Origin of the sequence: Streptomyces sp. NPDC127084 (genome assembly GCF_042724175.1) — a bacterium.
Taxonomy (GTDB): Bacteria; Actinomycetota; Actinomycetes; order Streptomycetales; family Streptomycetaceae; genus Streptomyces.
Genome location: NZ_JBHXFA010000076.1, coordinates 20,043 through 31,169 on the forward strand (window position 1 = coordinate 20,043; position 11,127 = coordinate 31,169).

The 11,127-nt window shown below is 69.7% G+C and carries 9 protein-coding genes; 1 reads left to right on the forward strand and 8 read right to left on the reverse strand.

Annotated features, from left to right (window positions below):
* Position 1: 1 nt before the first annotated feature.
* The 6 genes from ACFWI9_RS18910 to ACFWI9_RS18935 all read right to left on the reverse strand — a co-directional run bounded on the left by ACFWI9_RS18910 (position 2) and on the right by ACFWI9_RS18935 (position 6,675).
* A complete protein-coding gene (locus tag ACFWI9_RS18910; RefSeq protein ID WP_387163382.1) occupies positions 2-1,207 on the reverse strand; it encodes a cytochrome P450 in 1,206 nt (401 codons plus the stop codon).
* A gap of 183 nt (positions 1,208-1,390) precedes the next feature.
* Complete coding sequence (locus tag ACFWI9_RS18915; RefSeq protein ID WP_387163384.1) at positions 1,391-2,023, reverse strand: GPP34 family phosphoprotein; 633 nt, start codon at positions 2,021-2,023, stop codon at positions 1,391-1,393.
* 30 nt (positions 2,024-2,053) lie between these two features.
* Complete coding sequence (locus ACFWI9_RS18920) at positions 2,054-3,079, reverse strand: alcohol dehydrogenase (RefSeq protein WP_387163386.1); 1,026 nt, start codon at positions 3,077-3,079, stop codon at positions 2,054-2,056.
* 152 nt (positions 3,080-3,231) lie between these two features.
* The gene (locus ACFWI9_RS18925) at positions 3,232-3,987 is read right to left on the reverse strand and encodes a succinate dehydrogenase/fumarate reductase iron-sulfur subunit (RefSeq protein ID WP_387163388.1); all 756 of its coding nucleotides are present in this window, start codon (positions 3,985-3,987) and stop codon (positions 3,232-3,234) included.
* Positions 3,984-5,969 (reverse strand): fumarate reductase/succinate dehydrogenase flavoprotein subunit, encoded by a 1,986-nt coding sequence (locus tag ACFWI9_RS18930; protein WP_387163390.1) that lies wholly within the window; start codon positions 5,967-5,969, stop codon positions 3,984-3,986. Before ACFWI9_RS18930 ends, ACFWI9_RS18925 begins: the two co-directional genes overlap by 4 nt.
* A gap of 1 nt (position 5,970) precedes the next feature.
* A complete protein-coding gene (locus tag ACFWI9_RS18935) occupies positions 5,971-6,675 on the reverse strand; it encodes a succinate dehydrogenase (protein ID WP_387163391.1) in 705 nt (234 codons plus the stop codon).
* A 96-nt stretch (positions 6,676-6,771) separates the two neighbouring features.
* Here ACFWI9_RS18935 and ACFWI9_RS18940 point away from each other — a divergent pair, with 96 nt between their 5' ends.
* Complete coding sequence (locus ACFWI9_RS18940; RefSeq protein ID WP_387163393.1) at positions 6,772-7,683, forward strand: LysR family transcriptional regulator; 912 nt, start codon at positions 6,772-6,774, stop codon at positions 7,681-7,683.
* Positions 7,684-7,756: 73 nt separating this feature from the next.
* On the opposite strand, the gene ACFWI9_RS18945 is transcribed toward ACFWI9_RS18940, so the two are convergent.
* Both ACFWI9_RS18945 and ACFWI9_RS18950 read right to left on the reverse strand, forming a co-directional pair.
* Positions 7,757-9,955: a putative bifunctional diguanylate cyclase/phosphodiesterase gene (locus ACFWI9_RS18945; protein ID WP_387163395.1), complete on the reverse strand. Its 2,199-nt coding sequence runs from the start codon at positions 9,953-9,955 to the stop codon at positions 7,757-7,759.
* Positions 9,952-10,764: an SAM-dependent methyltransferase gene (locus tag ACFWI9_RS18950; RefSeq protein WP_387163397.1), complete on the reverse strand. Its 813-nt coding sequence runs from the start codon at positions 10,762-10,764 to the stop codon at positions 9,952-9,954. The genes ACFWI9_RS18945 and ACFWI9_RS18950 overlap by 4 nt, the downstream gene beginning before the upstream one ends.
* Between the last annotated feature and the right edge of the window lie 363 nt (positions 10,765-11,127).

The following is an 11,127-nucleotide window of genomic DNA, read 5'->3' on the forward strand; positions in this document are numbered from 1 at the left end:
GCTACCAGGCCACCGGCAGTTCGACCGGGAAGCGTCTGATGGTCTCCGTGTCCCAGCGGACGTCGTCCTGCGGGATGGCGAGCCGCAGTCGCGGGAAGCGTTCCACGAGCCGCCCGATCGCCACTTCGAGTTCCGCCATCGCCAGCGGGACGGCGATGCAGCGGTGGCCGCCCCAGCCGAAGGTCATATGCGGCTGATGGGGCCGGTCCGGGTCGATGGTGTGCGGGTCGTCGAACCGCTCGGGGTCGCGGTTGGCCGTCAGATACGAGACGTGGACGAAGTCGCCCGCCCGGATCGTCACCCCGCCCAGCTCCACATCCTCCAGTGCCACCCGGGGGATGCCGACCCCCTTGCGGAAGGGGATGTAGCGGAGCAGTTCGTCGATGACGGCGCTCAGGCTCTCCGGCTTGTCGCGGACACGTTCCAGCAGCTGGGGGTGGGTCAACAGCAGGTAGGAGACATTGCTGATCTGGCACGAGCCCGTGTCATGACCGCTGAGCAGCAGGGTCAGCGCCATCACGGTCAGTTCCTGGTCGTCGAGGGCGTCCTCGCCGTCCTTCGCCGCGGCAAGCGCGCTGATCAGGTCGCTGCCCGGGCTGTGCCTCCGCTCTCTGACCAGCCGGTCGAAGTAGGACCGCAGCGCCGCCTTCGCACTCGCCTCGGTCTGCTGGCTGTCCTCGCCCGTGGACAGCAGCCGGTGTGCGTAGTCCTGCATCTGGCCGCGCTCGTCGCGGGGGATGCCGAGCAGTTCGCAGATGGTGTGCTGAGGCAACCGGTCCGAGAGATGACGTACCAGATCCGCGGGCGGTCCCTGCCGTTCCATCTCGTCGAGCAGCTCGTCGGCGAGTTCGACGATCGACACGCGCATCTGCTCGACGTGCTGCCGGGTGAACGCGTGCGAGACCAGTCGCCGAAGGCGGCTGCTGCGCGGCGGGTCCATCACGTTGATCGACTCCGGGGAGACGATCGGCTCCGGGGTCAGCCGCGGATAGTCGTGCTCCATGATCCCGGCCCGGCTGAAGCGGCTGTCGGTGGTCACCTGCTTCACTCCGTCGAACCCGGTGACGAGCCAGGCTTCCCCGCGGCCGTACGGCAACCGGATCCGGGTGATAGGGCCCTCGGCCATCAGCTCCGCGAGGGAGGGGTCGAAGTCCAGGGCTTCGCTGAAGTCGAACGGACAGAGGTTTGCTTCGCCCGCTTCGGCCATCGTGTACCACTCCGCTCCGGTGTGACGCGTCTCGCTGCTCGTGGGAAGTCGTACGGAAACAGGACACGACCGGCCTGGTCGTGTCCCGCCCAAGTGTCTATGTGCGCGCTGCACCGGCCCTGGACACCTCCCGGCGCCCTGATTGCCCCTCATGGAGTACAGCGGCACATGGCGGTACTCCTTCTACTGGCCGCGCCAGATGTTGTCGAAGGCGGCCTGTTCGATGGCGCGCCGCTGCCGCAGGGCCTGCAGTTCCGTCAGCGCGCCGTAGACGGCGGCGAGCACGGTGTCCACGGCGTCGTCGCCCGTGCTCGGTACGTCGGCTCCGGATGCGGAACCGGCGAGGTCAGCGGTGTCCTCGCGCCGGATCCGGACCGCCGCGGCGAGGGCGGCCAGCACGGGCTCGCCCGACGCCCAGCGGTCCACGGCATCCCGACGGGCGGGTGAATCAGCCGGCTCGACGCGCCCGGCGCGAAAGGTCACTCCTCGGCGGCGAGGCCTGCTGAGCAGACCGTCCGCCTCGAGCGCCCCCAGATAGGTCGTGGAGAGACCCCGTCCTCTGCGCCACAGCCAGTCGTCAACCGACTCGTACGGCTGCTCGTGGCCCAGCGACTGAGCGGCCTGGTCCAACAGGGCGTCGCCGGCGGCCGGGCGGCCGCCGGGCACGATGTGGTCGCCGTCCAGGGTCACAGCCCCGGCCCGGATGAGGTCGATCATCTCGGCGCCCGCGACGGCGAGCGAGAAGTCGCCGTGTTCCACGGAGCGGCCGGGCTCCATGACCATGGCGATGATCATCAGGTCCCGTGCTGTGGTCATATCAATCCGATCCGCCTTCAGGGTGCCGTGTCAGCCGGTCGCGAGCACCATCCGGAAGCGGGCGGCGCCCGAGAGCATCCTGTCGTACGCCTCACCGGCCCGGTCCAGTGGAACGACCTCGGTCATCGGTCGGATCCCGTGCAGGGCGCTGAACTCCATGGTGTCCTGGATGTCCTGCGCGGTACCGGAAGCGTGCCCGCGGACGGTTCCGGAACGCATGATGAGCTGGGCCGGGTTGATGCCGAGCGGCTCCACGTCCGCGCCGATCACCACCAGTTCGCCGCGGTGCGCGAGGCCGTCGACGGTCGCCGTGATGGCGGCGGAGTTGGCCGCGGTGGCCAGCACGACCTTGGCACCGCCGAGGGACTGGAGCACGTCGGCGACGGATGTGCCCGCGGTGCTGTCGATGTAGTGGTGGGCGCCGAGCTGCCTGGCGAAGTCGCCCTTGTCCGCGCCGCGGGCGATCGCCACGGTCTCGAATCCCATCGCCACCGCGTATCGCACCGCCAGATGCCCAAGCCCGCCGATGCCGAGGACGGCGACCAGATCGCCTGGCCGTGCAGAGCTGCGCCGCAGTCCGTTGTAGGTGGTCACCCCCGCGCATGCCAGGGGAGCCGCGTCGGTGGCGGTCAGTGCGTCCGGAATCCGGGCCAGGGCTTCGACCGGCACGATCACCGCCTCCCCGTAGCCCCCGTCGTAGGCCCAGCCGGGCACCTTGAGGTTCTCGCAGACGATGAAGTCGCCCTCACGGCAGGGGGCGCAGTGCCCGCAGCTGCCGCCGAACCAGCCGACGGCCACCCGGTCGCCGGCCTGCCGGCCCTGGTCCTCGGTGCCCTCGCCCAAGGCCTCGATATGCCCGGCGATCTCGTGCCCGGGGACCACCGGGAACGAAACCCCGGGTAGCACCGCGTTCACGAACATGGCGTCGCTGCGGCAGATCCCGCAGGCGTCCACGGCGATCCGTACCTGTCCGGGACCGGGCTGCGGGACCTCGCGCTCGACGACTTCGAAGGCGCCGCCCGCGGTGGCGACCTGCGCGAGTCGGTACGTACTCATGTGGATCTCTCCCGGAGACGGGCGTCACTGCCCCCGCCATCCAGCACACCAGTTCCCCGCCGATCCCGCGCGCCGAGAGTCCGACGCGGGGAACCAGCTCAGCGCGCTGCCGCACCGCCTGAGAGCAGTGCGGCAGAGGCGGTTGCCGCGCCCTACCTCCCCTGCATGCCCTGCTTGCGCACCGCCCGCAGCCATTCCCTGTTCATCGCCGCGATCGAAGGCAGCGGGATCCCCTTGGGGCAGGCCGTCGCGCACTCCCCCGCAAGCGTGCAGCCGCCGAAACCCTCGTCGTCCATGGCAGCCACCATGTCGAGCACCCGGCTCTCCCGCTCGGGCGCGCCCTGCGGGAGCACATTGAGGTGGTTGACCTTCGCCGAGGTGAACAGCATCGCCGATCCGTTCGGGCAGGCCGCCACGCACGCTCCGCAGCCGATGCACTCGGCGTGCTCGAAGGCGTGGTCCGCGTCGGCCTTGGGGACCGGGGTGGCATGGGCCTCCGGGGCCGCGCCGGTGGGTACGGAGACATACCCGCCTGCCTGGATGATCCGGTCGAACGACGAACGGTCCACCACCAGGTCCTTGACCACCGGGAACGCCGATGCCCGCCAGGGTTCGATGTCGATGGTGTCGCCGTCTTCGAAGGCCCGCATATGGAGTTGGCAGGTGGTGGTGCGCTCGGGGCCGTGGGCGTCCCCGTTGATGACCAGGGAGCAGGCTCCGCAGATGCCCTCGCGGCAGTCGTGGTCGAAGGCGACGGGGTCCTCGCCCCGCAGGATCAGCTCCTCGTTGAGGGTGTCGAGCATCTCCAGGAACGACATGTCCGGCGAGATCCCGTCCACCTCGTAGGTGGCCATGGCGCCGGTCGCGTCCGTGTTCCGCTGGCGCCAGACGCGCAGTTCGAGCTTCATGCGTAGCTCCGCTGGGTGGGGTGGACGTACTCGAAGACGAGGTCTTCCCTGTGCAGCACGGGGGGTCTGCCGGTGCCGGTGAACTCCCAGGCGGCGGCGTACGAGAACTCCTCGTCCTCGCGTGCCGCCTCGCCGTCCTGGGTCTGGGACTCCTCGCGGAAGTGGCCGCCGCACGATTCGGTGCGGTGGAGTGCGTCGAGGCACATCAGCTCGGCGAGCTCCAGGTAGTCGACGATCCGGTTGGCCTTCTCGAGCGACTGGTTCAACTCCTGACCGGTGCCGGGAACCTTGATACGCCGCCAGAATTCCTCGCGGATCCCCGGAATGCGGGCCAGGGCCTTGCGCAGGCCTGTCTCCGTGCGTGCCATGCCGCAGAACTCCCACATGAGTTCGCCGACTTCGCGGTGGAAGGAGTCGGGTGTGCGGTCACCCTCGACGGCGAGCAGCAGGTGGAGCCGCTCCTCGGTCTCGGCGAGCGCCTCGGCGACCACCGAGTGTGCGGCGTCGACCGGGGCGGCGTGCGGGTTGCGGGCGAGGTAGTCGTTGATGGTGGAGGGCAGTACGAAGTAGCCGTCGGCGAGGCCCTGCATCAGGGCGGAGGCGCCGAGGCGGTTGGCGCCGTGGTCGGAGAAGTTGGCCTCGCCGATGGCGAAGAGCCCCGGGATGGTGGTCTGGAGGTCGTAGTCGACCCACAGTCCGCCCATCGTGTAGTGCACAGCCGGGTATATCCGCATCGGGACTTCGTAAGGGTTCTCCGCGGTGATCCGCTCGTACATGTCGAAGAGGTTGCCGTACTTCTCCTCGACCTTGTCCCGGCCCATACGGCGGATCGCGTCGGCGAAGTCCAGGTATACGCCCTGGCCGCCGGGACCCACGCCCCTGCCCTCGTCGCAGACGTTCTTGGCGGCGCGCGAGGCGATGTCCCTGGGGACGAGGTTGCCGAAGGAGGGGTAGATCCGCTCCAGGTAGTAGTCGCGCTCGGTCTCGGGGATCTCGGCGGGTGGTCGCCGGTCTCTCTTGGCCTTGGGCACCCAGATTCGCCCGTCGTTGCGCAGCGACTCGCTCATCAGGGTCAGTTTGGACTGGTGCTCGCCGGTGCGGGGGATGCAGGTGGGGTGGATCTGGGTGAAGCAGGGGTTGGCGAAGTACGCCCCGCGCCGGTGGGCCCGCCAGACTGCGGTGGCGTTGGAGTTCATGGCGTTGGTGGACAGATGGAAGACGTTGCCGTAGCCACCGGTGGCGAGCACTACAGCGTCGGCGAAGTAGGTGTCGATCTTCCCCGTGACCAGGTCGCGGGCCACGATGCCCCGGGCCCGGCCGTCGATCACGATCAGGTCGAGCATCTCGGTGCGCGGATGCATCTCGATGTTTCCGGCGGCGATCTGCCGGGCCTGCGCCTGGTAGGCGCCGAGCAGCAGTTGCTGGCCGGTCTGCCCGCGAGCGTAGAAGGTGCGGGAGACCTGGACGCCGCCGAACGAGCGGGTGTCGAGGAGCCCACCGTACTCGCGGGCGAACGGGACGCCCTGGGCGACGCACTGGTCGATGATCTCGACGGAGATCTGCGCGAGGCGGTGCACGTTGGACTCGCGGGCGCGGAAGTCGCCGCCCTTGACGGTGTCGTAGAACAGGCGGTGGACGGAGTCGCCGTCGTTGCGGTAGTTCTTGGCGGCGTTGATACCGCCCTGCGCGGCGATGGAGTGGGCGCGGCGCGGCGAGTCCTGGTAGCAGAACTGGACGACGTGGTAGCCCTGTTCGGCAAGGGTGGCGCCGGCTGAACCGCCCGCGAGTCCGGTGCCGACGACGATGACGGTGTGTTTGCGGCGGTTGGCCGGGTTGACCAGCTTCGCTTCGAAGCGGCGGCGGTCCCAGCGCTCGGCGATCGGTCCCTCCGGTACCGCGGTGTCGGTGATCGGCTCCCCGTTGTCATACGCCGTGTAGGGGCGGGAGTCGTTGTGGTCGTCGCGGACGATGTGGTCGTGCATGTCAGTTCACCAGTCCCGTCATGACGGCGACGGGTACCGAGACGAAGCCCGCCGTCAGTACCAGCGCGAGTACGTCGGCGGCGGTCTTGAGGACGCGGTCGCGGGACGCGTTGCCCGCACCGAGGGTCTGGGCGGCGCTCCAGAAACCGTGCCGGATGTGCAGGCCGAGGGCGAGCATCGCGGTCACGTAGATGGTGTCGCCGTACCAGGTGGAGAAGCTCGCGACGACGTTCTCGTACGGGCGGCCGTGCTGGGCGTTCTCGTTGACCGTCAGCGTGGTCAGGTCCAGCAGATGCCAGACGACGAACAGCCCGAGGATGATCCCGCCCCAGCGCATGGTGCGGGTGGCGTAGCTCGCCCGGGGCCGCCTGTGGACGTAATTCGCCGGCCGGGCGCGGAGGTCGCGTCTGCTGAGCTGGTACGCCGAGACCGCGTGCAGTACGACGGCCGCCAGCAGCACCACCCGGACGCCCCACAGCGCCCACTCGTAGTGCAGCAGGGGCTCGCCCAGGGTGCGCAGCCACCGCGCGTAGCCGTTGAACTCGTCGCGGCCGAAGAAGATCTTGAGATTGCCGAGCATATGGACGACCAGATACCCGAGCATGATCAGCCCGGTCACGGCCATCACCGTCTTCTTGCCGACGGTCGACCGCCAGAGCGAGCGCGTCATGGACGGGCGGTGGACCGCCCGCGTTGCCTGAGCCATGCCCATGACGCTAGGACCGGAGAGGACAAGAGGTCCAAGACATGGTTTCGCTCATCTCGATAGGAAGCACCTATCACGGTGGGTATCGTGGTACCCGTGCAGTTCCAGCAGCTGATGTACTTCGTGGCCGTGGCGGAGACCCGGCACTTCACCCGGGCCGCCGAGCGGACGCATGTCGCGCAGCCGTCGCTGTCGCAGCAGATCCGGGCGCTGGAGAGGGAGTTGGGCGCCGAGCTGTTCAGCCGGGCCCGGGGCAACATCGCTCTCACCGACGCGGGTGAGGCACTGCTGCCGCTGGCGCGGCGGATCCTGGCAGACGCGGATACCGCCCGGCACGAGGTGCAGGAGCTGGCTCAGCTCCGGCGTGGGCGGGTCAGGCTCGGGGCGACCCCGAGCGTGTGCACGGGCCTGCTGCCGGACGTGCTTCGTGCCTTCCACGACCGGCACCCGGGCATCGAGCTGCTGATCGACGAGGGCGGGTCGCACGACCTCGTACGGGAGCTGGCGCGTGGTGCGCTCGATCTGGCGCTGGTGGTGCTGCCACTGCCGGTCCCGGGACCGTCCCTGACAACGGTGCGGCTGCTGGAGGAGGATCTTGCGGTGGTGAGCTCGGCGGCCTCACCGCCCTTGCGGCGGCCTCTGCGGATCGCCGATCTCCAGGGTGTGCCGATGGTGATGTACCGCCACGGCTACGACCTGCGGGAACTGACCGTGGCCGCGTGCCGGACTGCGGGTTTCGAGCCGTCGTTCACGGTGGAGGGCGGCGAGATGGACGCCGTACTCGGCTTCGTAAGGGCCGGACTCGGTGTGGCGGTGGTGCCGAGCATGGTCGCGGGACGCTCCGGCCGGGATCTGCGGGTGACCCCGCTGGCCGCGCCCGGCCTGCGCCGGACCATCGCCCTGGCACACCGCAGCGATGTGGCACCGCCCCGCGCCGCCCGGGAGCTCCAGCGGATGCTGCTGAGCTCGCACGGGCGGTTGGGGGCTGCCCCGGCCGCGGAAGGCTGAGCAGCGGGGCGCGTCCCGGAGCCGCGACCTTGGTCCGCCGCGGCACCGACAGCGATCGGGCCCCTCCGAGGCCTCACACAGCGTCGGCCAGCGACAGCGCGTGCAGACGGTCCGGTGGGCCCGGGCGGGCGTAGTACCAGCCCTGGGCGGTGTCACAGCCCAGCTCCCGCAGTTGCTCGGCCTGTGCACCGGTCTCGACGCCCTCGACGGTGACGGTGAGTTCGAGGCTGTGGGCCAGCGCGACGATACCTTCCACGATCTTGATGTCGACCGGGTCGGCGGGGTGCTGCTGCATGCCCTGGGTGAAGGATCGGTCCAGTTTGAGGATGCTCACCGGGAGCCTCCGCAGATTCGCCAGATTCGAGTAGCCGGTGCCGAAGTCGTCGAGGGCGATGTCGACGCCCATCTCGGCCAGTTGCCGCAGCGGCTTGAGGAGGTCCTCGTCCGCGCCGATCAGTGCCGACTCCGTGACCTCCAGACAGAGCGCGCCCGGTTCCAGGCCGGAGCGCTCCAGGACGTCCACGGTGTCCGCGACCAGTCCCGGATGGTGGAGCTGGGCCGGGGAGAGGTTCACGTTGATCCTCAGCGGCCGGGCGTCGCGGCCCGCCGGGCGCTGGTCCTGCCAGAAGCGGGCCTGCCGGGCGGCCTCCTGGAGCACCCAGCGGCCCAGCGGCACGATGAGACCGGTGTGCTCGGCGAGCGGGATGAAGCGGTCGGGGCCGAGCACACCGTGCTGGGGGTGGCACCATCGCACCAGCGCCTCGGCGCCGTGCACACTGCCGTCGCCGAGATGGACCAGAGGCTGGTACTCGATGAAGAACTCACCGCGCTCCAGCGCCGCGGGCAGTGCCGTGGTCAGCCCATGGCGGGTGATCGCGCGGGCGTCGGCCTCGGGATCGGCGAACTCGTAGCGGTTGCCGCCGGCGGACTTGGCCCGGTACATGGTGATGTCGGCGCTGCGCAGCACCTCCGCCGGAGTGCGCTCCCCGGCGGCTCCCTCGACGATGCCGATACTGCCCCGAACCCTGATCTCACGCCCGTCGAGCATCACCGGTGTGGCCAGTGCGCCGAGGATCCGGCCGGCCAGCTCGCGGGTCTCGTGCGCGGTGTCCCCGGCGGACTCACTGCCCGTGGTCAGCGCCACGAACTCGTCGCCACCGAGCCGGGCCACCATCTCGCCGGGGGCGGTGGCACAGCTCTGCAAGCGGTCGGCTATCTCCACGAGGAGCCGGTCGCCGGCCGCATGGCCCAGGCTGTCGTTGATGGCCTTGAAGCCGTCCAGGTCGAGGTAGCAGAGCCCGAACCGGTTCCGCTCCCCCGCGGTCAGCGCCAGCGCCTTCTCCAGACGCTCGAAGAACAGGGTGCGGTTGGGCAGTCCGGTGAGCGCGTCATGCGTGGCCTCGTACCGCAGCCGGAGGTTGAGCAGCCGGCGTTCGGTGGTGTCCTCGATCAGGGCGAGCTGGTACTTCGGCCTGCCCTCGGGATCCCTCAGCAGCGACACCGTGAGATTGGTCCACAGCACGGTGCCGTCGTTGCGGTAGAAGGGCTTCTCGATCCGGAAGTGCTCACGCTCCCCCCGTATGAGCTCCTCGTGCAGGTCCCAGACGTTGGGCCGGTCCTCCGGATGCACCCACTCATTGACCTTGCGTCCCCGCACGTGGTGCTCAAGGCCGCCGAACATCCGGGTGAGGGTGTCGTTGACCTCCAGTACGTTGCCGTCGAGATCGGCGATGCCGATGCCGATCGCTGCTCCCTCGAACACGGCGCGGAAACGCGTCTCGGTCGCGTGCAGCGCCTCCATCGCGTCGCTGCGCGCCGCCAGCGCCGAGCGGGCGATGGCTTCCTGCTCGCTCAGGGTGCGCTCGCGCAGGGCCAGGGCGTAGCCGGCGGCGATGGCGTGCTGGAGGCGTGCGCAGCGTGCACGGCTGTCCTCGGCGGGTTCCTGGGCGTTGCCGCAGTAGAGGACCAGGTAGGCGTCCACGACGCCCAGTGTGCGGCTGAGCGCGTCCGGGTCGGTGCAGTGGGCGTCGACCAGGGCCGCACCGACCGCCTGTGCGGCGGCGTTGGCGGCGGTGCCGGAGAGGCGCGCGTGCAGCGCGTCGCTGAGTCTGCGGGCGAGCGGCAGCAGATGCTGTTCGAACTCGGCCCGGGTCAGCGAGGTGGCCGTGACCGGAAAGATCGCCCGGCTCCAGATGGTCGCGAAGCGCTGGAGTCTGTCCTCGAGGCAGTTCGGCTCAGCCGTCGAGCCCGTCGCCTGTGACGGCAGTTTCACGCCTTGCGCCCCACCCCTGCGTAGCCGGAGAAGGCGTATGGGTCCTCCTGCTCGGCCGGGGTGTCGGGGCGCCAGTTCGCCATCGACACCAGCCCTGGTTCGACCAGTTCGAAGCCGTCGAAGAATCCCGCGATCTCCTCGCGGGTCCGCATGATCAGCGGGTTGCGGATGTCCTTGTAGACGTCCACCGCGGCGCCCACCCGCTCCTTGTCGACCGGGATGCCGTCGTAGGAGGCGTGGGTGACCAGCAGCATGCTGCCGGGCGCGAGCGCGTCGCGGAGCGCGGCCACGGCGCGGCGCGGTTCGTCGGAGTCCTCGATGAAGTGGAGGACGAACACGAGCAGCAGCGCGACGGGGCGGTCCAGGTCGAGCAACCGGGTCACTTCGGGGCTGTCGATGATGTCCTGCGGCTTGCGCAGATCGGCTCCGGCGATGTCCGCGTGGTCAATGCCCTCCAGCACGGCGCGACTGTGGGCCACGGCGACCGGGTCATGGTCCACGTACACCACGCGCGCGTCCGGACTGGCCTTCTGGGCCACTTCGTGTACGTTGCCGAAGGTCGGGATGCCGGAGCCGATGTCGAGGAACTGGGTGATCCCCTCGCTCACGGCGTAGCGTACGGCCCGCCGCATCATGGCCCGGTTGGCCTGCATGATCTTGGGGAGGCCGGGGACGAACTCCATGGCCTTGCGCGCTGCTTCCCGATCGACCTCGAAATTGTGTGAACCGCCCAGATAGTAGTCGTAGATACGGGACACACTCGGCACCGATATGTCGATGCCCGGTGGGGCCCAGGCGGGACGCTCCATCGATGTCTCCAACAAGTCGCCACGGGACGTACGGCCATATTGAGGCCTGTGTTCGAGCCGAGGCTACTGATCGGCCGCCAAGAGAGCGAGCAGAAACGGAAATTACCGATCCGTTCTTGGTCACACATGCTGCCGACACGTGCGCTCGGCCCGGCTGTCTACTGGCTGTCCCCGTCCTGAGCGCACCCTGTGTCCGCCCTGTACTCCCGCTGTGCTCGCGCTGTGTTCACGCGGCTGTCCTGTCAGGGTGAGGCCGCCACAACCGTGCGGCGCGGGGGGAGCCAGCGAGGCCCGGGGGGCCGGGCGGCCGCGGGGGCGGACCCCGGGGGGGGGGTGTATGGTGGCGCCCCCCCCCGGGGCGCC